Raw genomic sequence first — 21,200 nt, 5'->3', positions numbered from 1 at the left:
GGCGGCGGTGAAGGGGGGAACACCACCGCCCGGCGGTCTGGAGGGCGCTACCGGGCGGCGGCGGCGCGGAGGGCGAGGAGCTGCTCGGTGAGCTCGTCGAGGTGCAGGTCGTTGATGGTCTCGACCCGGTGCACGGCGTCGTCGGACCATGCCGCAGCTCCGTGCACGGCGCCGAGGACGGCTCCGGCCATGGCGGCGATGGTGTCGGTGTCGCCGCCGATGCTCGCTGCGGTGCAGACGGTCTGCCAGGGGTCGAGGTCGAGGGCGACGAGGGCGAGCGCTGCGACGACGGACTCCTGCGACGCCACACTCGTGCCGATGAGCCCGGAGACGACGTCGATCCGCTGGTCTGCCGGCACGGTGGCGAGGTGCCTGCGGGCCCACTCGGTGCGCTCGGCGATCGAGGCACCGGCGACCCAGTGTCCCCGCGTCGCACCGATCCGGGCCGCGGCGATCGCCACGTCGAGTGCCTCGTACCGTGTGGCACCGTCGATGCCGGCGGAGACCGCCGCGGCGATCGCGCTGGCACCGGCGATGCCGAGTCCGGTGTCGTGGGTGACGCGCGAGGCGTCCTGGACAGCGTCGACGAGAGCCGTGACACCGTCCGTGCCGGTTTCCCCACGCCCGGAGAGCGGTGTGGCGATGCCGACCGGGGTGATCCGCATGGCCGCCCCGTTCGTGGTGCCGGTCGAGCCGGCTTCGGAAGCGGGGACCCCGTCGAGGATCCGCTGCACGGCCGTCTTGGTGCTGGGTCCGAGGAGGTCGAGCGAGCCCTTCGCCGCCATCGTCCGCTCCCAGGCGATGAGCGCCTGGGCGAAGTCGACCGGGTCGAGTCGTCCGCCGCCCTGCACGAGCAGCTGCGCCACGAGGACGGCCTGCTCGGTGTCGTCGGTGATGCTCGCCGCGGGCATGCCGTGTGCGATCCGCTGGTGGGGACCGGCGTCCACGAACCCGTCGATCACCCCGTGGTCGGCACGGATCTGGTCGAGGGACATCGACTGCGTGGGCATGCCGAGTGCGTCACCGATCGCCAGCCCACGGAAGGCCGCGAGCGCGTGCTCGTACTCGGCGCTGGTGGTGGTCGTCATGACGCGCTCCCGAACTTCATGTGCAGGCGGAACCGGCTCGGGTCGAGCAGGCTGTCGACAGCCTCCACGAACCCGCCGTCGGCCGTGCGGGAGACCCGTCGGCTGTGGAGGAACGGCTCCCCGACCGCCCTGTGGAGGGAAGCCGCCTCCTCCGCGGTGAGCGGCTGCACGTCGACCCACTGCTCAGCGAGCGCGGGCACCAGACCGGCGCTCGCGATGGTGGCGGTGAGCGAGTCGTCGACGAGACCGTCGTCGACGGCGCTGGCGAGCCTCCCGAACGGCGGGACCAGGCTGCGCTCGAGCGACACGTCCGGTCCACCGAGCACGTGGCGGACGCGGTCGACCGCGATGAAGTCGGGGTCGTCGAGCCCGAGCTCGGCGGCCTGCCCGGGGCGGCTGACGCGCTCGATGCGCAGGACGCGGACGGCGATCTCGGTGCCGGTGGCAGCGAGCGAACGGGCCCAACCGCTGCGGGGGTCGAGCGCGGCGCCGTCGAAGGTGACGATCGAGCCGATGCCGCCGTGGATGGCGATGTACTCCTCGTCGGCCAGGTCGGCGAGCGCTGCCCGCACGGTCCCGCGGCTGACGGCGAAGCGTTCGGCCAGGTCGTGTTCGCCCGGCAGGCGTTGGCCCGGCGCGTACCGGCCCGTCGCGATCGCGTCGCGCAGGGCATCGGCGACGAGGCGTCGCTTCGGTGAGACGGGCATGAACATCAGACTACATGTACAAGACCTGTTCAGTTCGACTCGGGGTCCCACGCTGCGTTCAACCGGAGCGTGAACAGCAGCGGATCGTCGTTCGGCCGGAACGACGTGCTGGGCCCGAAGTCCAGCCCGCCCGTCTTCGGCACGCCGGCTTCGACGCCGACCCGCTGCGACGCATCCACCGGGTCGACCGAGTCGGCCGATGCGATCTCCTCCTCGAGCTCGCCGACGGAGGTGTCCGGCAGATCGAGCTGTCGGAGCACGTCGCGGTACCCGTCCACCCCGGCCTTCGCGCCTGCCACCGGCACGGTGTTGACACGGAGGTGGAACAGCCGCCCCTTCGGCAGGATCACCTCGCCCGACGCATTCTTCATCTCCTGTGCGTTGTCGAGGGCGTCGAAGACCACCTGGGTCGCACGGACCCGGACCTCCTCGCCGCCGGGGAGCAGGAACCGGACCGGACGTCCCCCGGCTGCCTCCGAGCCGTACGCACCGACGCGGGTCCGCGCGCCCTCCGGGACGTCCGTGTCGATCCCGAACGCCTCGACCGAGGGCGGCACCGTCAGGTCCCAGGTCTCGACGCCGTCCTCGTACGACCGGGCAGTGGGTGCGGGGCCTCGGTGGCTCACGCCGTGCTCGCTTCCCCCGGAGGAGAGCGAGCCGTCGGCACATCCGGTGAGCAGCACGACCACGGCGGCGGCCAGCGCAGTTCCGAGAACGTGACGGCGACGCGGTCCGCCGCGGCTGACCCGGACTGCGCCGGCGATCCCGCGGTCGGCCGCGATCACAGCACGACCACCGTCGTACCCGCCGACGTCGCCGGCCGGTCCATCGCGGCGAGCGCCGCCGGCGCCTCGTCGAGGGAGATGGTCCGCCCGACCAGCGGCGCCGGGTCGAGGCGGCCCGCCGCGATCTCGGCGAGCATCGCCGGGTACTCGTGGGCGGACATGCCGTGACTGCCGAGCAGTTCGAGCTCGAGCGCGATGACCCGGCCCAGGTCGACGTGCGGGGTGGCGTCCTCGCCCGCGAGGAGTCCGACCTGGACGTGCCGACCGCCGGGGCGGAGCGCGGCGATGCCCTGGCGGACGAGGGACGCACGGCCGAGGGCCTCGACGACGACGTGCGCACCGCCGTCCGTTGCGGCCCGGATCTGCTCGTCGACGTCGTCGGTCCGCGCGTCGACCGTGGTGGCGGCACCGAGGGAACGAGCGAGGGCGAGCGCATCGGCGGAGACGTCGACCGCGACGACCCGGGCACCGCGCGAGACCGCCACGACGATCGCCGAGAGCCCGACTCCCCCGCAGCCGAAGACGACCACGTGCTCCCCCGTCGCCGTGCGTGCACGGTTCACGACAGCCCGGTACGCGGTGGCGAACCGGCAGCCGAGGCCCGCGGCCGTGGGGTCGTCGATGGCATCCGGCACGGCGACCAGGTTCGTGTCGGCGTGGTGCACGACGACCTGTTCCGCGAACGAGCCGGGGCGGTCGAAGCCGGGCTGGGTCTGGTTCGGGCAGATGCTCTGACGGCCGGCGACGCACGTGGGGCAGGTGCCGCACGCGTTGACGAACGGTGCGGTCACCCGCGTGCCGGGCTGCCACTGCCGGACCTGGTCGCCGACCCGCTCGACGACGCCGACGAACTCGTGACCGGGGACGTGCGGCAGCGCGACGGTGTCGTCGTGGCCGTGCCAGGCGTGCCAGTCGCTGCGGCAGACGCCGGTGGCGACGACGCGGACGACGGCCGCGTGCGGTGGGCACGCGGGTTCCGGGACGTCGGTGACGACGGGCGTCGCGGAGAAGGAGTCGAAGGTGACGGCGCGCATGAGCCCGATCCTGCCACCCGGGCAGTCAGCGCCCGGCAGTCAGCGCCGGGCGATCAGGGCCGGCCGGCGAGGGGCAGTGCGGCGAGGACCTCGTCGATCACGGCGGACATCGGTCGGACAGCAGCAGCGTCGTCCTCGGCCCAGGTCTCGAGCGCGACCTGGAACACGAGCACGCCGACCTCGGCCAGGACGGTGGCCTGCAGCGGGGTCTCCCCCCGTTCGACGAAGGCGCCCCGGGCAGCGCGGACCAGGTCGGATCGCTTGCGGGCGTCCCGGTCGCGGAGTTCGTCGTTGCCCTCGACGATCCGGCGCCACGCGGCGGTCTGCTCGTGGTTGCCGTCGAACCGTGCGGCGGCGACCTGGTGCAGCACGCTGCGGATGACCTGCATGGGCTCGAGGTCGGTGGGGGCGTCGGCGATGAGTCGTGCGGCGTTCGTGGGGATCTCGTCGCCGGCGAAGACGACCTCCCGCTTGTCGGCGAAGTGTCGGAAGAACGTCCGGGTGGTCAGGCCGGCGCGTGCGGTGATCTGCGGCACGGTCGTCGCCGCGAAGCCCTGCTCGGCGAAGAGCTCGAAGGCCGCGCGCTCGAGTCGACCTCGTGCATCCGGAGCCCATCGCATCGGTCGATCGTACCCGATGACACGTCGTGCCATGAAGGGATACGATGACATCACGTGTCATCATCGCTGACGCCCGAGAGCGAGGAGCTCGCATGTCCACCCCCGATCCCACCGACAGCCCGACGAACGAAGCCCTCTGGCTCCTCGGCCCGCGCGGACCCTTCGAGGTGCGCCCGACCCCGATGCCCACCCCCGGTGCCGGTGAGGTCGTCATCCGGGTCCGTGCGATCGCGGTGAACCCCGTCGACGCCATCACCGGGCCGCTCCGCCGACTCGTCTCACCGTGGGTCCGCTTCCCGACCGTCCTGGGCAGCGACGTCGCCGGCGAGGTCGTCGCGGTCGGCCCGGACGTCACGGACCTCCAGCCCGGCGACCGGGTGACCGCGTTCGCCGCCGGGCAGGAGCGAGCGCGGAACCGCGCGTCGGAAGGCGGGTTCCAGCGGTACGTGACGGTCCTCGAGCGCGTCACCACGCGCCTCCCGGCCGACGTGGCCTTCGAACGTGCCGCGGTCCTGCCGCTGGCACTCGCGACGGCCGCCGCCGGCCTGTACGAGACGGACCAGCTCGGCCTGCCGCTCCCCACGGTCGGGGCGTCCCGTGCCGACGAGGTCGTCCTGGTCTGGGGCGCGTCGACCAGTGTCGGGATGAACGCCGTCCAACTCGCCCGCGCGAGCGGCTACACCGTGGTCGCGACGGCCGGACGGGCGAACCACGACCTGGTCCGCTCCCTGGGTGCCGAGACCGTCGTCGACTACCGCGACGCCGACGTCGACCGCCAGGTCGTCGCAGCACTCGGCGGGCGGCGCCTCGTCGGCACCGTCGCGATCGGGAAGGGCTCGCTCGGGCACGCCCTGCGCATCGCGCGTTCCGCACCCGGCACGAAGCGGATCGCGTCCGCCTACCCCGACCCGGCGACCGCGGTGCGCTCGCGCATCGAGCGGATCCGCGGCATGCACGTCACCGCGATCTGGGGTGGCACCCCCGTCGTCTCGCCGGTCGGGCCGGCGGTGTTCCGCGACTTCCTGCCTGCGGCTCTCGCCGACGGACGGTTCCGTCCGGCACCCGAGCCGACGGTCGTCGGCCACGGACTGGAGGCCCTCCCCACCGCTCTGCAGACCCTCCGGGACGGCGTCTCGGCGACCAAGATCGTCGTCGGGATGGACGCCTGATGGAGTCGCAGCGCACGATCCTGGTGTTCGGCGGGACCGGACAGACCGGCCGCCACCTCACCGACCTCGCCCTCGCGGCCGGACGCCGCGTCCGCGTCCTCGCCCGGACGCCCGCCAAGGCCGGTCCCCCGCGTGCCGGACTCGACGTGCGGCAGGGGTCGGTGACCGACGACCTGGACCTCGACGGACTGCTCGACGGTGTCGACGCGGTGGTCTCGCTGCTCGGTGACGTGCAGGCGCAGCGGACGGCGATGGTGAACACGGCGTTCGTCCGACGCCTGGTGCCCGCGATGCGCCGGACCGGGATCCGCCGGTTCCTGTACCAGGCGGGTGCGCTCAGTGCCCCGCCGCACGGTCGGTTGACGCCCGCGCTCTGGGTGATCCGGAACACGATCGCCCGCAGCTACGACGGCCAGCACCGGGACAACGAGGCGGTGATGCGGTACCTGGCCGATGAGGCGACGGACCTCGAGTGGATGGTGCACCGCGCCGGCATCGGGTCGAACGGCCCCTCGAAGGGCGTGCTCGAGCCGACCGAGGGGACGCCGGGCATCGGGACCTTCGGGGACTGCGCCGCCTACGACCTGCGGCTGCTCGACGACCCGACGGCGGTGCACACGACGAGCCTCAGCGCGTACCGGAAGACGGCGTACCGGAAGACGGCGGGTCGGAAGCGCGCAGACCGGTGGACCGCCGGCCGGTAGGACGCCGTCGCAGCAGGGCGATCCCCACCCAGCCGATGACCGCCGCGAGGACGACCGCCACCAGTCCGCGTCCGAGCACATCGCCGAAGAGGCCCGACCCGAACGCGACGAGCTCGAGGGGGTACGGGGCCAACACCCGCATCCCCGCCGCACCGTCGACGGCGGTGAGCAGTGCCGGCCCGACGAGCAGCACGACGAGCGCGACGAGCACCCCGACCACCCGGCCGGCGGAACGGACACCGGTCACCGCGATGCCGAGCCCGACCACGACCGGCGCGACCCACCACGCCCACCCGGCGATCGTGCTCTGCAGCCCGGTCGAGAGGGTCGCCGGCGGCAGCACGAATCCCCGCAGCCACTCGGCGAGCGCCACCGCAACGACGGCGAGCGCGACCACCGCGACGCCGTCCGGTGCGAGCGCGAGGAGCAGCACGAGCCCGGCCCCGAGCAGGACGGTGAGGGCGGAGCCGACCACGAGGGCGACGACGTAGATCTCGGAGGCGCTGATCGCGCCTCCCGTCCCGACGGTGCGGTCCATGCCGAGGCCGGCCGTCGTGACGACCGTGGTCTGCACCACCGCGACCACCTGCACGAGCAGCAGTCCGCCGAAGGCCGCGAACACCCCGGGGCGTCCCAGACGCCCGTGGAGCCGACGGGCCGTGACTCCGACGATGCCGGCCCCGGTCAGCAGCAAAGCGGCCAGGAAGGTCAGGAAGTACTGGTTGAAGGGCAGGAACGCGATCGGCATGTCCCGTTCGTCAGCGACCGACGTCTCCCACAGGTTCTGCAACGGCAGGTGCATGCCGGTGACGATCCACGGCAGCAGGCCGAGGACCGCCCCGACGATGCCGACGGCGGCACCGAGGCCGAGCGTGGCTCCGGCTCCCGACCCCGTCGCTGGCGCGGACCCGGCTTGCGTGGGCGCGGACGTGTGGTCGTGCTGTTCCCCCGAGGACATGCGGACCACGGTACCGGCCGCGGTTCCCAGGACCGGCTCAGTGCCACCGGCGTCCCCGGTGCTGACGAGGTGCTGACGAGGTGCTGATCCTGCCCTGAGCGCTCCCGCAGCGTGTCGTGGGGTCTTCTCCAGTGCTCCCTGGGAACGTCGTCGCACCACACCGGAAGAGGGGTCCGATGACGACACTGTCGCGACGCACGCTGCTCATCGGCGGCGGATCGGTCGTCCTCGCGGCCGCCGCCGGCGCCGTCCTGCTCGAGCAGGGCGTGCTGCCCGGACGGGCCGCGGTCGAACGGAGGCTCGGGATGACCGGACCTGCCGGCGTCGTCCCGACCAGCCGGACCGGGTCCCGCATCGAGGGCTCGTTCACCTCGGCTGCCCGCGGTGGTGCCGAGACCGGGTGGACGATCAGCTACCCGCCCGGATCGGCCGCGGGTGACCCGTTGCCCGTCGTCGTGTCCCTGCACGGGTACGGCGGCGACCACCGCAGCAGCTTCGACCACGGCATGCACCTCGACCGGTTCCAGGCCGCGGCCCGGGCAGCGGGCGAGCCCGCCGTCGCGATCGCGTCGATCGACGGCGGCAACGACTACTGGCACCCCCGCGCCTCGGGGCGGGACCCGCACCGGATGCTCGTCGACGAGTTCCTCCCCCTGCTGCACGACCACGGGTTGGACGTCGAGCGGCTCGGGCTGTTCGGCTGGTCGATGGGGGCGTACGGCGCACTCCTGGTCGGCAGCACCCTCGGGCCGGAGCGGGTGTGGGCCGTCGCAGCGAGCTCGGTGGCGCTCTGGCCGACTCCGCAGCGGGCGGCCTCGGGTGCGTTCGACGGCGCAGAGGACTTCGCGCAGCACGACCTGACGGCCCGGACCGCGGTGCTCGGCACCCTGCACACACGGATCACCTGCGGCACCGCCGACGCCTTCTGCCCGGGCGACGAGCAACTCGTGCACCGCATCACGCCGGCGCCGCAGTCGAGCTTCACGCTCGGGGCGCACGACTGGTCGTACTGGCGGCGTGTGGCTCCGGAGCAGTTGCGGTTCCTCGCAGCTGCTCTCTGATGGTCTCCTCGCGCGGGAACCGGCGGCACCGCTAGGGTCGCGCCATGGACGCAGCGTCGCCTTCCGTGGCCGCCTTCTGGGCCGCCCGCCGCCAGGAGTCCCCGGACCTGCCCGAGGAAGTGCCCCCGGCGTGGGCGTTCGGCGCGACGCCCGAGCACGCCGACGACCTGCTCGCGCTGGTCCTCGCCGGCGTGAAGGACGGCACGGCGTCATCACTCTGGGACTACGAAGCGACCGCGGAACCACTGCCCGAGGTCGGCGAACACAGCCTCATCCTCGACGGCGCCGACCAGCCGAGCGCGGTCATCGTGACGACGGACATCCGGACCGTCCCGTTCGACCAGGTCGACGCCGAGCACGCCCGAGCCGAGGGTGAGGGCGACCGGAGCCTGGCGTACTGGCGGGCGTCGCACGAACGGTACTGGCGCCAGCACTCCGAGGACCCGCGGGGCTGGGCACCGGACATGCCCGTCGTGTGCGAGCGCTTCCGGCTGCTCTGGCCGACCCGGGTCGAGCCGTGACGCGGGTCCGGCTCGGCACCCTCGTCGCGGCGGCGCTGCTCGCCGCCGGCGTGGTGACCGTCACCGGCTGCTCGTCCGCGTCCAGCGGCTCCCGAGCGCGGATGTACGACTCCGTCAGCAGCATGGCCGACCACAGCTCCCTCGTCGTGACCGGCACCGTCCGACAGCAACGCGTCGCGAACGACGTCGCGGATGCCGACCCCACCACACTGTCCACGGTCCGGATCGTGGCGACCGCCAAGACCGACCCCGACCATCCGGCCGGGTCCACGGTCGTCGTCCGCCAGCACGGCACCACCCGCTCGTCGGGTCCGGGGATGCTCCTCGAAGACGGGGGCACGTACCTGCTCTACCTCACGCCGTCGGCGCTCGACGGCGACCTGGCCGACCAGTACTTCATCACGGGCGGTGCAGCCGGTGTGTACGTCGGCGAGGACGGTCGCACCGACTTCCGCCGGGGCACGGACGAGGGCGACGAACTCCCCACTCACCTCACCCTCGCTGACGCCCTGCACGGCTGACACGGCCGGTACCGTCGAGCCATGCCGTACCCGAGGACCGAACCCAGTGCCTCCGGCCTGCTCGACGTCGGTGACGGAACGTCCCTCTACTGGGAGGAGTCCGGCTCCCCCGACGGCGTCCCCGCCCTCTGGCTGCACGGCGGACCCGGCGGCTCGCTCGGCAGCGGCTGGTACCGGACGCACTTCGACCCCGCTCGCTACCGCCTGATCGGCATCGACCAGCGTGGCAGCGGCCGGAGCCGCCCCCTCGTCACGGAGTCCCGCGACCGGCTCGCCGCCCACACCACCCAGCGGCTGATCGCCGACATCGAAGCGGTCCGGCAGCACCTGGGCGTCGAGGACTGGGTCGTCGCCGGGATCTCGTGGGGCACCACCCTCGCCCTCGCGTACGCACAACAGCACCCAGCATGTGTCCGCGCGCTGGCCCTGATGGCCGTCACGACGACCAGCCGCGACGAGGTCGACTGGATCACGGAGGGTGTGGGACGCGTGTTCCCGGCGGAGTGGGAGGCGTTCGAACGAGCCAGCCAGCGCCTCCCGGGTGAGCGCGTCGTCGACGCATACGCACGTCGCCTGGCCGGTGCCGACCGGGAGGCCCGTGCGGACGCCGCGCAGGCCTGGGACCGTTGGGAGAACGTCCACGTCTCCCTCGACGACCCCGCACTCCGTGAGCGCGGTCACCTGGGTCCGGAGCTGCGCGAAGGCTTCGCCACCCTCGTCACGCACTACTGGGCGAACGACGGGTTCCTGCCGGGCGACCAGGCCGTGCTGGCGCGTCTGCACCGGATCGCGCACGTCCCGACGGCGCTCGTCCACGGGCGGCGGGACCTCAGCGGGCCGGCCGTCACGGCCTGGCGTGTGCACCGGGAACTCCCGCAGAGCACGCTCACCATCGTCGAGGACGAGGGGCACGGCGGGCCGGGTGGGAGCGCGGCGCTGACGGCGGCGCTCGACGGGTTCTGCTGAGCAGCCAGCACGCGCGGGGTCCCGCGTCACCGGTCGGGACGTCCGCCCGGCAGATCACACTGCAGCATCTGGCCAGCCGCGTTGCGCACGCCAGCCGCCCGCTCGGCGCCGGTCGAGCCGTATCCTGACTCCCTGGTCGCCGCCGCCGCTGAGGACCCCGAGTCCGGGCAACCGCCACCGCAGCAGGGCCGGCTGGCCACGGAGGGAACTGTCATGAGCATGGAAGGCGTGGCCTGGAGCTCGCTCTACAAGATCTCGACCGCCCGGGACGGCAAGCACGGCATCTCCCGCGAGTCCGTGCGGCGGATCATGACGTTCGCCGTGCCGTACCGGTCCAAGCTGGTGGTCTTCATCGTCCTCTCCGTCGTGGGGGCGTTCCTGGCGGTCGCGACGCCGGTGCTCGCCGGCCAGGTGGTCGACGTCATCGCGGCCCGCGGCGGGGTCCGCACCATCGTCTGGCTCGCCGTCGTCATCGCCCTGGTGGCCGTCGCCGACGCCGCCGCGTCGCTGGTGACCCGCTGGTACTCGGCGCGGATCGGCGAGGGCGTGATCCTGGACCTCCGCACCGCCGTGTTCAACCACGTGCAGAAGATGCCGATCGCCTTCTTCACCCGCACCCGGACGGGCGCGCTCGTGAGCCGGCTGAACAACGACGTGATCGGCGCCCAGCAGGCCTTCAGCGGCACGCTGTCCGGCGTCGTCACGAACGTCGTGGCGCTGGTCCTCACCCTGGCCGTGATGCTCAGCACGTCCTGGCTCGTGACGGTGCTCGCGGTGGTCATGCTCCCGGTCTTCCTCATCCCCGCACGCCGGATGGGCAGCCGCCTCGCTGCACTGCGCCGCGAGGCCGCCGACCACAACTCCGCGATGAGCACGCAGATGACCGAGCGGTTCTCGGCGCCCGGCGCCACCCTCGTCAAGCTGTTCGGCCGTCCCGACGAGGAAGCCGAGGAGTTCCGCGTCCGCGCCGCCCGCGTCCGCGACATCGGGGTCCGGAGTGCGCTGCTGCAGTTCGTCTTCGTCACCGCGCTCACCCTGGTCTCCGCCCTCGCACTCGCCCTCGTCTACGGGGTCGGTGGTTCCCTCGCACTCGGCGGGCAGCTGAACACCGGCGACGTGGTGACCCTGGCCCTCCTGCTCACCCGCCTCTACGCGCCGCTGACCAGCCTGGCGAACGCCCGGGTGGAGATCATGAGCGCCGTGGTCAGCTTCGAGCGCGTCTTCGAGGTCCTCGACCTGAAGCCGCTCATCCAGGAGAAGCCCGACGCCGTCTCGATCCCCGACGGTCCGGTCGCGGTCGAGTTCGACGACGTCCGCTTCGCCTACCCGTCCGCGGACAAGGTGTCCCTGGCCTCGCTCGAGGAGGTCTCCACGCTGGACACCCGCGGCGGGGACGAGGTCCTGCACGGGGTCTCGTTCCGGATCGAGCCGGGGCAGACCGTCGCCCTCGTCGGCACGTCCGGCGCGGGCAAGTCGACGGTCGCGCAGCTGCTCTCGCGCCTGTACGACGTGGACAGCGGTGCCGTCCGCCTCGGCGGGACCGACGTCCGCGACGTCACCTTCAGCTCGATGCGGCACACGATGGGCATGGTGACGCAGGACGGCCACCTGTTCCACGAGACCATCCGCTCGAACCTGCGGCTGGCCCGGCCCGAGGCCACCGATGACGAGGTGTGGGACGCGGTCCGCCGCGCCCGCCTCGAGCCGCTCATCCGGTCCCTGCCGGACCAGCTCGACACCATGGTCGGCGAGCGTGGCTACCGGCTGTCCGGTGGTGAGCGTCAGCGGATGACCATCGCGCGCCTCCTGCTCGCGCAACCGCGCGTCGTCATACTCGACGAGGCGACGGCCGCTCTGGACTCGACGTCCGAGGCCGCCGTGCAGGCCGCGCTGAGCGAGGCACTCGAGGGCCGGACGGCGATGGTGATCGCCCACCGCCTCTCCACCATCCGCAGCGCGGACCTGATCCTGGTCGTCGAGGACGGCTCGATCGTGGAGCGCGGGACGCACGAGGAACTGCTGGCCGCAGGTGGACGGTACGAGGAGCTGCACCGGACCCAGTTCGCGGTGCAGAAGGAGGTCGCGGCGGACGAAGCAGCGGTCAGCGCGACCTAGTCCTCGCGATCCGGCCGCCGGTCGCACACGCTGTTCCTCGCCGACACGGTCGGGCCCGCCCTCAGCACCACGGCGGGGCGGGGCGGGGCGGGCGGGGCGGTCAATCATGCAGCGGGCTCGAACGTCGGCGGAGATCCCGCCGTCCGACGAAGAACCAGACGAGCGACCCCAGCACCGGGAGCACGATCACCCCGACGACCCACACGACCGTCGCGAGCAGAGTCATCCGCGCGGTGTTCCGGACGACGGAAACGACGGCCGCGACCATCAGTGCCAGGACCGCGACGAGCACGATAGTCCATGACGTGTCGTACTGCTGCGGGATGACGGCGTTGTGCATGGCAGGACCTCCGGCTCCCGTGCGACCCTTCCGCAGGAACACGAGCCGATCAAGCCCTGAGACACAACGGTGAGGTTCTCGATCGTCATGGTCGAGCCATGGAGTTGGTCTTCCGTCCGTCGGAACGTCGCTGAGCCGTCCGACCGTGACGAACTCGTCGGTCTCCTGACACCCACCATCGACTGACCGTCGTCGGCTCTACGCATCACGTCGAGCGTTCACCGACTTCGCCGCGGGTGAGCACCCGGACGTACTCGGCGGAGCCCTCGGGGTCGGTCTCCTTCAGCAGGAAGCCCGCTGCGCCGAGGTCCATCCGGGCCGGTGGTCACGGGTGTGGACGGCGGAGCAGACTGGTGACCTTGATCGGAACACGTCGATGGCTGCGGGGGTCGAATGCGCCACCACAGGGCAGGGGGACACGATGACGGGCTACCAATCCACGGGGCAGACCGCTCCCGACGTCGATCTCGAGACGGGTTCTTGACCGTGAGTCCACGGGGGGAACGAACCGGTTCGGTGATCGTCGTCGTCGGTGCGATGACCGCGATCCTCGCGCTGACGGGGTGCAGCGGCGAGAACCCGACGCGGTCGGGAGCCAACACGACCGTCAGTACTACTGAGGCTCGGCTGTCGTTGCAGGACATCGTCGACCGGTCGACGACGTCGCTCGACGGCGACTGGCAGGTGTACAGCGGGCCGTCGGTCGAGCAGTGCACCAAGGGGAACGGCGGCGACGGTGCGGCCTACAGCTCCATCACGGCGCTCGAGGGACCGCACGGTGACCCCGCTCAGGACGTCGCCGTGGTGAAGAAGCTTTGGGAAAGCGCGGGCATCACGACCAAGCCGTACAAGAGCGGGGGTGCAGACCCGCTCCTCGGCCTTCGCGGGGTCGGAGGGCCGACGACCTCCATCAGCTTCCTGGCGGGCGAGCAGCGCTACACGATCACCGCGGTGTCCGAGTGCGCCGATGGGAACGCTCTCCAAATGCAAGGCAACGGCGAGTGACGGCGGGCTCCGTCGCCGTCAGGACGCCACCGGCGTCATCGGCGCGGTGAAGTCCTTCGCCGTGATCTGCGTGCCGTCGTTCGACGCGGCGGCGTTGCGCTGGTACTCCAGGTCGAGCACGTCGGACGGGTCGGTCACCGAGTAGGCGCACCAGCCCTCGCCGGACTGCCCCTGGTCCACCTTCGTCAGCGCCGGGTAGCCGGCGGCCTTCATCGCGTCCTCGACGACCGACGTCGTGCCCTGGGACGTGTACGACTCCGTGCTGCCGTGGGCTTGCACGCGGATCGCCAGGCAGTCCACCGTCGAGTAGTACTTCTCCCCCGCGGTCACCGCGACGTGCACCAGGACCTGCTCGTTGTCGTCACGGTCCGCGAGCCCCGACTGCGCCGACGTCCACGGGAAGTTCCGCACGACCTTGTCGGCCTGCACGGTGTGGCCCATCTGGTCGTCGGTGATCTTGTCCGACGTGACGTCGACCTCACCGGACGCAGCGGGCTTGCTGCTCGGCGTCGGGCTCGGCGTCTGCTGTTCCGCAGCCTGGCTCTGCGACGGCTCCGCCGGTGCCGTGATCGGAGCGGACTCCCCCGACTGCGACGAGCATCCGGCGAGCGCGACGGTCACGACCGTGATCCCGACGACGGTGGTGATGACGTGCTTGAACGACATGGTGTCCCCTCAGGTACTGCGCCGAGAGAACAGCTCCGCTCCCCCAGCGGTCGCCCCGGCTTCTGGTGAAGGCAGCCGGGACCACTCCTGACCGCACGCCCCACCGTGCACCCCGGTCGCCTTCGCAGGTCGGTCACGGAACCGGGGTGGATCGAGCCTAGCTGACCGCCGTCAGGCTCGACGCGGCCCCCGTGGCGCGCGAGCCACCCGCCGCCGTCGCCTCACCAGGCGACCGGCCCGTTGACGTCGGTGAAGGTCCCGGTCGGTCCGTCGGAGGCGATGGTCGCCATGGTCACGGCGGACCGGGCTCCTTCCGCCGTCGTGAGCAGACCGCGATGACCGTTCAGGTCCGTCGCCACGAAGCCCGGGCAGACGGCGTTGACGAGGATGTTCTCCGACGCCAGGTCGCGGGCGTACATCATCGTCACGGCCGTGAGCGCGGTCTTCGACGGCACGTACCCGAGGGCGATCGGATCGGTGTTGGAGAAGTCCGAGATGGCGGCGAGCGACCCCGCGCTGCTCGAGACGTTGACGATCCGAGGTGACGCCGAGCGACGCAGCAGCGGCAGGAACGCGCTCGTGACGGTGATGACGCCGAAGACGTTCGTCTCGAACACGGCCCGGACGTGATCGACGTCGGCCGACCGCGGCAGCTGCCCGGCGGGGTCGGCGCCGGGCTGGTGGCTGATCCCCGCGTTGTTGACCAGCGCGTCGAGCCGGCCGTAGGCGTCTGCGACGTGCTCCGCGGCCGCGGCGACCGAGGCAGCGTCGGTCACGTCGAGCGCGACGGCGGTGACGGTGCCACCGTCTGCCCGGAGTTCCGCCGCAGCCTCCTCCCCGCGCTCCAGGCTCCGTGCGCCGATGACGACGGTGTGGCCGAGGCGCGCGAGCTGTGCGGCGATCTCGCGGCCGATGCCCTTGTTGCCTCCGGTGACCAGGGCGATCAGGGGTGCAGTCATGGTGTGGTCCTTCCGTGCCGCCCATAGGCGGTGTGACGACGTGACCAGGGGAACCTGGTCCGGAGACCAGCCTGTGGCCTTGCGGTCGCATCCAGAATTATGCTCCGTCGCCTTTTCATGTCCTAGAGTCCAGGGTATGCCCGTCGATCGTTTGTCCGAGGTGCTCGACCTCATCGAGGTCCGCGGGGTCGTGTCCGGCGGCTCGGCCCTCCGTGGCCGGTGGCACACCCGGAGCGTCATCGACGACGACCTCAAGTTCATCGCCGTCGTCCGCGGGTGGGCGACGCTGGAGACCGAGGGGGCCGCGGCGCCGGTCCGCCTCGACGCCGGCGACGTCGCCGTCCTGAACGGGAGGTCGTGGCTGACACTCGACGGCGGTGACGGCCCGGAAGACCCCGTGGTCGTCGAGCCGCCCACGGCTGGATCGCGGATCTCGGACGCCGATGCTGCGGCGAGCGACGTGGACATCGTCATCGGTGGCCGCATCGACCTGAACGCCACCGGCCGAGAGCTGCTGCTCCGCGTCCTGCCACCCCTGATGCACGTCGGCGCGGACAGCACGGTCGGGGCGCAGGCACGGGGTCACGTGCAACGGCTGTTCAGCGAGATCACCGGAGGCCGGATGGGATCGGACTTCGCGATGCGGCAGTACGCGCAGCTGCTGGTCCTCGACGTCGTCCGCGGGTTCGCGGACGACGCCGAACTGCCGGCCGGGTGGCTCAAGGTCCTGGCCGACGAGCAGCTCCGGCCCGCACTGGACCTGATCCACGACGGACCGGCGAGGAGGTGGAGCCTGGAGGACCTGGCCCGCGCCTCGTCGATGTCGCGCAGCACGTTCGCGGCGCGCTTCCGCGAGGCTGCCGGGGCTCCCCCGTTGGCCTACCTGATCGCCTGGCGGATGCTGCTGGCGCAGCGTGCACTGCGCTCGAGCGACACCCGCGTCGGGGCGTTGGCGTTCACGCTCGGGTACGGCTCGGAGAGTGCGTTCAGTGCGGCGTTCAAGCGGCACGTCGGGGTGTCGCCGGCGGCGTTCCGAGGGCGGGTCGCAGCCGCTTCGTGATCGCCCCCCACCACGATGACGAGCGAGCAGTCGCGCGGTCAGCCCAGGTCCAATGGGCCAGCGGCGAGACCGATCGGCACCTGAGCTGCGCCGAGCGTCGTCGGAAGAGGTGCTGCGAACCGCACCCTCCCCTGGGTGGGGATCGTCCGAACCACACCCTGGAAACGGCAGTGAGCCCCTCGCTCCCCTTCTCGTCGCGATGATCAAGCAACCAGCATGTGCCCTTGCTGTATCTGGAGCCGTAGGAGCCTCGGAGGGTCTGCGGAGGCCCGTCTTGAGGTTGGGACGCCCCGTCTGCGACGGACATCAGATCTGCAGAGCGGTGCCTAAGTGAGGAAGCGCTCGGCGAAAATGTTCCACCGAAACATTGACACGCCGATCACGCCTCTAAAGGCGATCGCTGAGGCGCGGGAACAGGGCGAGCGCGCGCCGAGCGATTCCGGTCATGTCGTCTGGGTGGAGCACGGAGGAGTTCCGCAAGGCGGCGAGGTTTCCAGCTACGGACTCGTCGTCGGTGCAGGGCACTCCAGAGTCGCCGCCGTAGACGATGTGTTCGACGGGGACCATCTGCAGCGCGGCCGCGAGATTAGCGTCCGTTCCGGACGCTGCGGTGTCGAGGAAGAGCTGACGCATCTGCGCGCGCAACTCTTCCGACGTGACGCGGTTCGGGTTCGACACCCACGCTTCCGTTCCGATGAGCGCGATACGCCCCGACAGTCCGGGGAGTGCCCCACCGCAGTGCGCGAGGACGAAGGTAATGTCCGGGAATCGAGAGAACACCCGGGCGTACAGCATGCTCGTGATCACGCGTGCCGTCTCGAACGTGACCTCAATGAGCGGCGTGGGCAGCCCCAGCCGGGACGGGATGGTCGTGTCGGGGTGCACGAACACGACGCCGGCCGCGTCGTTCAACTCGTTCCACACCGGTTCCAGGCGAGGGTCGGCCATGCTGACGGTGTTGTAGGTGGTACTCATCGCGAAGCCGTCGGCGTCGAGCTCGGTCCTCGCCCGCCGGATCTCGCTGAGCGCGAGGTCCGGGTCGTCGTTGGGGAGCGCCGCGAGGAGGCCGAAGCGGCCCGGGGACTCTGCGACAACGGCGGCGCCGTACGTGTTGCTGGCCACGAGGGCATCGTGCGTCGTCGGGACCGTGCTGAGCAGCTGCATGGAAATCCCGTTCGCGTCCATGGCACTGATGGCGCGTTCCGGAGACCACTCATGCGGGGCTGGTGCCATGAAGTTGTCGGCGCGCATCGCGCGCCAGGCTGCCTCACGGGCGTCGTTCGTAGTGGGTGCCGTGAAGTGGGCGTGGATGTCGATCAGTGCGTGGTTGTGCATGAGAACTCCTTCGGGTTGAGCGTTCAGGCCCAGGGCCTCAACGCTCGGCGTAGTGCCACTCAGTGACGTTACGTTGCGCCACTTCATGGCGCAACCCTCGCCGGACTGCGTATGCTCGGAGCATGCCGAGGAGTGGGAAAGAAGCGCGCGCCCGACTTCAGGCGGCCGCGTTGGAGCTCTATGCGACCCACGGGTATGAGGGCACGACCACGGCCGAGATCGCCGCGGCCGCGAACGTCAACCTCCGCACCTTCTTCCGACACTTTCCGGACAAGCGCGAAGTGCTGTTCGGCGGTGAGGAGCACGCCCGGAGCACCCTGGCGGATGACATCCTGGGTGCGCCAGAAAGCCTCGGGCCGGCGGAGGTGCTGCGTCGTGCGTTCACGCGCGCAGCTGAGGCGCAACAACAGGACGCTGACGCTGCTCTCGCCCGAATGAACGTCATTGCCGCCACTCCGGCACTGCGGGAACGTGATCTCGCGAAGGCGGCGATGCTGACCGAGACGTTGGCTTCGGCACTGCAGCACCGTGGAGTCCCGGCCGCGGTCGCCGACCTGGTCGCAGCGATGGGATGGGCGACGTACCAGCACGCTGCGGCCGCATGGATCCGTGATCCAGACAAGAATCTGCCCGACCACCTCGATGCCGCGTATGACGACTTAGCCGCCGCGGTGTCGACGATCACTCCGCAATCAGACCGCTGAGACTGACACCGCTCCGGAAATCGTCAACCGGTCGCGCCGCGTTCATCGACGCCGACGAGCCGGCCACGTGCAACGACGTGGTCCGCCGCTCGGCGAAGCGCCTCCGCAGCCGTGGTCAACCGATCGAGCCGGATGTCGAGCGCGTAGAGCTCGAAGAGGTAGCGGTGCGGCCCGTGGCCAGGAAGCGGCCTTGGCCCCTGGTACCCGGTCCGACCAAAGGCTGCTCGAGCGAACTGGACGCCGGCCGTCGGGGTGCTCAAGCCACCTTCCGCCAGTCGCTGCGTTCCAGGATCCAGGACACCGAGCGTGTGCACGAGAGGTCGAGGCAGCGGTACGTCGACGTCCTCGAGGACGATCATCAGAGCCCGGACGCGTTCGCCGTCCACATCGTCCCAGTGCAGTGACGGGGACCGGTTCTCCCCCGCCCCCTGACCCCGGTGCACCGCGGGGATTCGCCCGTTCGGAGTGAACCCATCACTTCTGACCGTGATCGTGTCAGGAGCGCGCAGCGCCGGACGGTTCCACACGCTGTGTTGCTCGCCAGCGCGGAACGGACGGAGGAAGGACCCAACGGTCATCGGACAACCGTATCGCCGGGCCGTTCACGGCGTCCCGACGGAGCACCGCGCCCCGCGACGATCCCCCGCCCTGTCGAAGTTGCGCTACAGGGGCTGTGATACGGGGAACTGCGACGTTCATCTGACCGTCGTCGCCTCTGATTCGATGTACGTCTATCGCTCGACGTCGTCGACCCGGCTGAGCCAGTCTCGGATCAGCGCGGCGGTCAATCCGGGTCGTTCGAGGTGGACACCATGGCCCGCGGTGTCGAGGACTGCGTACGTCCCACGGGGGTAGTGCTCGCGGAGGAGCCATCCGTCCTCGTAACCGACCACGTCGTCCTGCCGACCGAACACGTGGAGGGATGGTGCCGTGAAGGGCAGCGGATGCGCGATCTCGGGTTCGACGGGCAGGCCGTACCGTGCCGCGATGCGCTCCATCACCGCCTGGTCCGCGTCCCGTTCGCCGGGCAGGACAGAGGTTATGAACGCGTCCAAGGTCTCGGTCGTCTGGACGACGTGCGCTGTAGTGAACGCCTCGCGGGCATCCCCTGCCCGCTCGAGGGCGGCCGGTTCGATGACCAGGACCGTGCGCTCGGGCACACGTCGAGCCCGGTGCTCCGTCTCGGTGACGCCCGCGATCGTGGCGAGACCGAGGACCTGCCCACGCCGCACGTGTGCGATGTGGCGGGCGAGCATCCCGCCGTACGACTGGCCAACCAAGGCAAAAGGTTCGTCACCAAGGTGGTCGCTGATCGCTGCGAGGACTTCGTTGGCCACGTCGAGTGCACTCGCCGCAGCCGACCCGGTCGAGCCGGCAGCCCAAGGCAGATCGAGGTAGAGCCGGCGCCACGGCATGTCGCTGATCATCTGCTCGAGCGGCAGCATGATCCGGTGGTCGACCCCGAACCCGTGAAGGGCGACAAGCGGACGGCCAGAACCACGGGCAGACGCGAGCACACGCCGAACCTACAGCGGCACATCACCAATACACGACAGTCACGCCGAGCCGGGTCCGACGCTCTCGTCGTCGCCGTTTAGCTTCGCGAGGATTCGTGCGAGGGCTGCTCGGAGCTGTTCGTCGAGGGGAGCGAAGCGCTCGTCGAGCACGTCGGCCACGATGCGATGGCCGTCTTCGAGCGCCCGGCGGCCCTCGTCCGTCAGGGTGTGCTCGACCCGGCGCCCCGTCCCGGGAGAGCGGACGACGAGTTCGCGGTCGACCAGCCGGGTCGCGAGGGTTCCGAAGGCCTGGTCGCTCTGGAACGTTGCGAGGGCCAGGTCGTGGCCGGATGCGTGCGGCATCCGATCGATCGCCCGGAGCGCGTCCCATTGCACCAGTGACACACCGACGTCCCGCAGCGCCGCATCGGCTGCTCGGTGGTTGCGGTACTGCGCCCGCTTCATCGCCTGCCCGAGCGCTTCCAGATTGGTTGTCACGGTGTTAGCGTATCAACATTCTTAGATAAGCATGTTGAGAAAGGCAGTGCCATGACCATCCCCCTCCCCGTCGACCTCGAAGTCCTCGAAGCCGGCAACCCCGAAGCCAGAACTGCGCTCGTTCTGCACGGCGGCGGCGGCCCCCAGACCGTCGCGCCGATCGTCGGCCACCTCGCCCCCACGTTCCACACGCTCGCCCCGACCCACCCAGGCTGGAACGGCACTTCACGTCCCGATGACATCGATTCGATCCCCGCGCTGGCGAGCGCCTACCTGGATCACCTGCTCGCCGACGGGGGCCGCGACGTGCTCTTGGTGGGTTCCTCCATCGGCGGGTGGATCGCGCTGGAGATGGCCATCCAGGCGGCCGCCGACGTCCGGTACAGGGGTCTTATCGGCGCAATGGTCGACATCGACGGGATCGGTGCCGTCGTCGACGGCGAGCCCATCGCGGACTTCTTCGCCCTCGATGCCCGGGGGCTGGCGGAAGTGGCTTGGCACGACCCCGAGCGGGGGTACATGGACCCCGCCTCGTTCACCGACCAGCAGCGGGCGATCCTGCAGTCGAACGCCCAGACGATGGCGGCGGTCGCTGGCCGTGCGATGAGCGACACCACACTTCTGGGCCGTCTCGGCTCGGTGAACGTGCCGACGCTCGTCGTGTACGGCGAAAGCGACCGCGTCGTCACCCCCGCTTACGGTCGGGCCGTCGCCGACGCGATTCCCGGGGCCTCGTTTGTCGCTGTGCCCGCCGCCGGACACCTCCCGCACCTCGAAGACCCTGCGGCGACCTGGGCGGCCATCGACCCCTTCATCGCCCGCTCGTGATGTCCAGCCGACAGGGAGTGGCCCGGACGTCGGCACCCCAATCCACCCGCTCGTATACAT

The 21,200-nt window shown here is 71.0% G+C and carries 24 protein-coding genes; 11 read left to right on the top strand and 13 right to left on the bottom strand.

The window, feature by feature from the left end; all coding sequences use genetic code 11:
* Window positions 1-47 precede the first annotated feature (47 nt).
* The 5 genes from DEJ24_RS02040 to DEJ24_RS02020 are packed head-to-tail and all read right to left on the bottom strand — an operon-like array spanning window position 48 to window position 4,234.
* Window positions 48-1,088 (bottom strand): ADP-ribosylglycohydrolase family protein, encoded by a 1,041-nt coding sequence (locus DEJ24_RS02040; RefSeq protein WP_111077054.1) that lies wholly within the window; start codon window positions 1,086-1,088, stop codon window positions 48-50.
* Entirely contained in the window at window positions 1,085-1,795 is a 711-nt protein-coding gene (locus DEJ24_RS02035) for a GntR family transcriptional regulator (RefSeq protein WP_181436495.1), read from the bottom strand. The genes DEJ24_RS02040 and DEJ24_RS02035 overlap by 4 nt, the downstream gene beginning before the upstream one ends.
* A 29-nt stretch (window positions 1,796-1,824) precedes the next feature.
* On the bottom strand, window positions 1,825-2,580 hold the full coding sequence (locus DEJ24_RS02030) for a hypothetical protein (protein WP_111077052.1): 756 nt from the start codon (window positions 2,578-2,580) through the stop codon (window positions 1,825-1,827).
* The gene (locus DEJ24_RS02025; RefSeq protein WP_111077051.1) at window positions 2,577-3,614 is read right to left on the bottom strand and encodes a zinc-binding dehydrogenase; all 1,038 of its coding nucleotides are present in this window, start codon (window positions 3,612-3,614) and stop codon (window positions 2,577-2,579) included. Before DEJ24_RS02025 ends, DEJ24_RS02030 begins: the two co-directional genes overlap by 4 nt.
* A gap of 53 nt (window positions 3,615-3,667) precedes the next feature.
* Entirely contained in the window at window positions 3,668-4,234 is a 567-nt protein-coding gene (locus DEJ24_RS02020; protein WP_111077105.1) for a TetR/AcrR family transcriptional regulator, read from the bottom strand.
* Window positions 4,235-4,326: 92 nt separating this feature from the next.
* Between DEJ24_RS02020 and DEJ24_RS02015 the strand changes: the two genes are divergently transcribed.
* Entirely contained in the window at window positions 4,327-5,403 is a 1,077-nt protein-coding gene (locus tag DEJ24_RS02015; protein WP_111077050.1) for a zinc-binding alcohol dehydrogenase family protein, read from the top strand.
* The gene (locus DEJ24_RS02010; protein ID WP_111077049.1) at window positions 5,403-6,107 is read left to right on the top strand and encodes an NAD(P)-dependent oxidoreductase; all 705 of its coding nucleotides are present in this window, start codon (window positions 5,403-5,405) and stop codon (window positions 6,105-6,107) included. Before DEJ24_RS02015 ends, DEJ24_RS02010 begins: the two co-directional genes overlap by 1 nt.
* Here DEJ24_RS02010 and DEJ24_RS02005 read toward each other — a convergent pair.
* Complete coding sequence (locus DEJ24_RS02005; protein ID WP_111077048.1) at window positions 6,031-7,065, bottom strand: hypothetical protein; 1,035 nt, start codon at window positions 7,063-7,065, stop codon at window positions 6,031-6,033. The genes DEJ24_RS02010 and DEJ24_RS02005 overlap by 77 nt on opposite strands.
* Window positions 7,066-7,241: 176 nt before the next feature.
* On the opposite strand from DEJ24_RS02005, the gene DEJ24_RS02000 reads away from it, so the two are divergent.
* The 5 genes from DEJ24_RS02000 (at window position 7,242) to DEJ24_RS01980 (ending at window position 12,249) form a co-directional block, all read left to right on the top strand.
* Window positions 7,242-8,126 carry an alpha/beta hydrolase family protein gene (locus DEJ24_RS02000; protein ID WP_111077047.1) on the top strand — a complete coding sequence of 295 codons (885 nt, stop codon included), beginning with the start codon at window positions 7,242-7,244 and terminating at the stop codon, window positions 8,124-8,126.
* A gap of 44 nt (window positions 8,127-8,170) precedes the next feature.
* Entirely contained in the window at window positions 8,171-8,647 is a 477-nt protein-coding gene (locus DEJ24_RS01995) for an ASCH domain-containing protein (RefSeq protein ID WP_111077046.1), read from the top strand.
* Window positions 8,644-9,168, top strand: coding sequence for a hypothetical protein (locus DEJ24_RS01990; protein ID WP_111077045.1), 525 nt, complete (start codon window positions 8,644-8,646; stop codon window positions 9,166-9,168). The genes DEJ24_RS01995 and DEJ24_RS01990 overlap by 4 nt, the downstream gene beginning before the upstream one ends.
* Before the next feature lie 21 nt (window positions 9,169-9,189).
* Window positions 9,190-10,134 (top strand): alpha/beta fold hydrolase, encoded by a 945-nt coding sequence (locus DEJ24_RS01985; RefSeq protein ID WP_111077044.1) that lies wholly within the window; start codon window positions 9,190-9,192, stop codon window positions 10,132-10,134.
* A 213-nt stretch (window positions 10,135-10,347) separates the two neighbouring features.
* Window positions 10,348-12,249, top strand: a complete 1,902-nt coding sequence (locus tag DEJ24_RS01980) for an ABC transporter ATP-binding protein (protein ID WP_111077043.1) — start codon at window positions 10,348-10,350, stop codon at window positions 12,247-12,249.
* Between the two features lie 100 nt (window positions 12,250-12,349).
* On the opposite strand, the gene DEJ24_RS01975 is transcribed toward DEJ24_RS01980, so the two are convergent.
* Entirely contained in the window at window positions 12,350-12,589 is a 240-nt protein-coding gene (locus DEJ24_RS01975; protein WP_111077042.1) for a PLDc N-terminal domain-containing protein, read from the bottom strand.
* A gap of 516 nt (window positions 12,590-13,105) precedes the next feature.
* Here DEJ24_RS01975 and DEJ24_RS01970 point away from each other — a divergent pair.
* Window positions 13,106-13,594 carry a hypothetical protein gene (locus tag DEJ24_RS01970; RefSeq protein ID WP_111077041.1) on the top strand — a complete coding sequence of 163 codons (489 nt, stop codon included), beginning with the start codon at window positions 13,106-13,108 and terminating at the stop codon, window positions 13,592-13,594.
* A gap of 18 nt (window positions 13,595-13,612) precedes the next feature.
* Here the strand turns inward: DEJ24_RS01970 and DEJ24_RS01965 are convergent, their stop codons facing one another.
* The gene (locus DEJ24_RS01965) at window positions 13,613-14,260 is read right to left on the bottom strand and encodes a hypothetical protein (protein WP_111077040.1); all 648 of its coding nucleotides are present in this window, start codon (window positions 14,258-14,260) and stop codon (window positions 13,613-13,615) included.
* 221 nt (window positions 14,261-14,481) lie between these two features.
* Window positions 14,482-15,219, bottom strand: coding sequence for an SDR family NAD(P)-dependent oxidoreductase (locus DEJ24_RS01960; RefSeq protein WP_110902850.1), 738 nt, complete (start codon window positions 15,217-15,219; stop codon window positions 14,482-14,484).
* A gap of 136 nt (window positions 15,220-15,355) precedes the next feature.
* On the opposite strand from DEJ24_RS01960, the gene DEJ24_RS01955 reads away from it, so the two are divergent.
* Window positions 15,356-16,279: an AraC family transcriptional regulator gene (locus DEJ24_RS01955; protein ID WP_111077039.1), complete on the top strand. Its 924-nt coding sequence runs from the start codon at window positions 15,356-15,358 to the stop codon at window positions 16,277-16,279.
* A 387-nt stretch (window positions 16,280-16,666) separates the two neighbouring features.
* Here DEJ24_RS01955 and DEJ24_RS01950 read toward each other — a convergent pair whose 3' ends face one another.
* Window positions 16,667-17,701 (bottom strand): amidohydrolase family protein, encoded by a 1,035-nt coding sequence (locus DEJ24_RS01950; protein WP_220033969.1) that lies wholly within the window; start codon window positions 17,699-17,701, stop codon window positions 16,667-16,669.
* 35 nt (window positions 17,702-17,736) lie between these two features.
* On the opposite strand from DEJ24_RS01950, the gene DEJ24_RS01945 reads away from it, so the two are divergent.
* Complete coding sequence (locus tag DEJ24_RS01945; RefSeq protein ID WP_111077037.1) at window positions 17,737-18,318, top strand: TetR/AcrR family transcriptional regulator; 582 nt, start codon at window positions 17,737-17,739, stop codon at window positions 18,316-18,318.
* A 23-nt stretch (window positions 18,319-18,341) separates the two neighbouring features.
* On the opposite strand, the gene DEJ24_RS01940 is transcribed toward DEJ24_RS01945, so the two are convergent.
* The 3 genes from DEJ24_RS01940 to DEJ24_RS01930 form a co-directional block, all read right to left on the bottom strand.
* A complete protein-coding gene (locus DEJ24_RS01940) occupies window positions 18,342-18,896 on the bottom strand; it encodes a YbhB/YbcL family Raf kinase inhibitor-like protein (RefSeq protein ID WP_111077036.1) in 555 nt (184 codons plus the stop codon).
* A 153-nt stretch (window positions 18,897-19,049) separates the two neighbouring features.
* Window positions 19,050-19,763, bottom strand: coding sequence for an alpha/beta fold hydrolase (locus DEJ24_RS01935; protein WP_375334681.1), 714 nt, complete (start codon window positions 19,761-19,763; stop codon window positions 19,050-19,052).
* Between the two features lie 111 nt (window positions 19,764-19,874).
* The gene (locus DEJ24_RS01930; protein WP_111077034.1) at window positions 19,875-20,312 is read right to left on the bottom strand and encodes a MarR family winged helix-turn-helix transcriptional regulator; all 438 of its coding nucleotides are present in this window, start codon (window positions 20,310-20,312) and stop codon (window positions 19,875-19,877) included.
* Between the two features lie 51 nt (window positions 20,313-20,363).
* Between DEJ24_RS01930 and DEJ24_RS01925 the strand changes: the two genes are divergently transcribed.
* Window positions 20,364-21,140, top strand: a complete 777-nt coding sequence (locus DEJ24_RS01925; protein ID WP_111077033.1) for an alpha/beta fold hydrolase — start codon at window positions 20,364-20,366, stop codon at window positions 21,138-21,140.
* Window positions 21,141-21,200 lie beyond the last annotated feature (60 nt).

Source organism: Curtobacterium sp. MCPF17_001, from assembly GCF_003234615.1.
Lineage (GTDB): Bacteria > Actinomycetota > Actinomycetes > Actinomycetales > Microbacteriaceae > Curtobacterium.
This window is presented reverse-complemented; position numbering and strand designations above follow the sequence as displayed.

Bases quoted from the DNA above. Each gene is read 5' to 3' on its own strand.
- DEJ24_RS02020 (WP_111077105.1), bottom strand. From the start codon at position 4,234: ATGCGATGGGCTCCGGATGCACGAGGTCGACTCGAGCGCGCGGCCTTC.
- DEJ24_RS01945 (WP_111077037.1), top strand. From the start codon at position 17,737: ATGCCGAGGAGTGGGAAAGAAGCGCGCGCCCGACTTCAGGCGGCCGCG.
- DEJ24_RS01985 (WP_111077044.1), top strand. From the start codon at position 9,190: ATGCCGTACCCGAGGACCGAACCCAGTGCCTCCGGCCTGCTCGACGTC.
- DEJ24_RS01925 (WP_111077033.1), top strand. From the start codon at position 20,364: ATGACCATCCCCCTCCCCGTCGACCTCGAAGTCCTCGAAGCCGGCAAC.
- DEJ24_RS01950 (WP_220033969.1), bottom strand. From the start codon at position 17,701: ATGAAGTGGCGCAACGTAACGTCACTGAGTGGCACTACGCCGAGCGTT.
- DEJ24_RS01975 (WP_111077042.1), bottom strand. From the start codon at position 12,589: ATGCACAACGCCGTCATCCCGCAGCAGTACGACACGTCATGGACTATC.
- DEJ24_RS02015 (WP_111077050.1), top strand. From the start codon at position 4,327: ATGTCCACCCCCGATCCCACCGACAGCCCGACGAACGAAGCCCTCTGG.
- DEJ24_RS01940 (WP_111077036.1), bottom strand. From the start codon at position 18,896: ATGACCGTTGGGTCCTTCCTCCGTCCGTTCCGCGCTGGCGAGCAACAC.
- DEJ24_RS02000 (WP_111077047.1), top strand. From the start codon at position 7,242: ATGACGACACTGTCGCGACGCACGCTGCTCATCGGCGGCGGATCGGTC.
- DEJ24_RS01955 (WP_111077039.1), top strand. From the start codon at position 15,356: ATGCCCGTCGATCGTTTGTCCGAGGTGCTCGACCTCATCGAGGTCCGC.
- DEJ24_RS02005 (WP_111077048.1), bottom strand. From the start codon at position 7,065: ATGTCCTCGGGGGAACAGCACGACCACACGTCCGCGCCCACGCAAGCC.
- DEJ24_RS01995 (WP_111077046.1), top strand. From the start codon at position 8,171: ATGGACGCAGCGTCGCCTTCCGTGGCCGCCTTCTGGGCCGCCCGCCGC.
- DEJ24_RS01965 (WP_111077040.1), bottom strand. From the start codon at position 14,260: ATGTCGTTCAAGCACGTCATCACCACCGTCGTCGGGATCACGGTCGTG.
- DEJ24_RS01935 (WP_375334681.1), bottom strand. From the start codon at position 19,763: ATGCTGCCGCTCGAGCAGATGATCAGCGACATGCCGTGGCGCCGGCTC.
- DEJ24_RS02040 (WP_111077054.1), bottom strand. From the start codon at position 1,088: ATGACGACCACCACCAGCGCCGAGTACGAGCACGCGCTCGCGGCCTTC.
- DEJ24_RS02010 (WP_111077049.1), top strand. From the start codon at position 5,403: ATGGAGTCGCAGCGCACGATCCTGGTGTTCGGCGGGACCGGACAGACC.
- DEJ24_RS02025 (WP_111077051.1), bottom strand. From the start codon at position 3,614: ATGCGCGCCGTCACCTTCGACTCCTTCTCCGCGACGCCCGTCGTCACC.
- DEJ24_RS01960 (WP_110902850.1), bottom strand. From the start codon at position 15,219: ATGACTGCACCCCTGATCGCCCTGGTCACCGGAGGCAACAAGGGCATC.
- DEJ24_RS02035 (WP_181436495.1), bottom strand. From the start codon at position 1,795: ATGCCCGTCTCACCGAAGCGACGCCTCGTCGCCGATGCCCTGCGCGAC.
- DEJ24_RS01980 (WP_111077043.1), top strand. From the start codon at position 10,348: ATGAGCATGGAAGGCGTGGCCTGGAGCTCGCTCTACAAGATCTCGACC.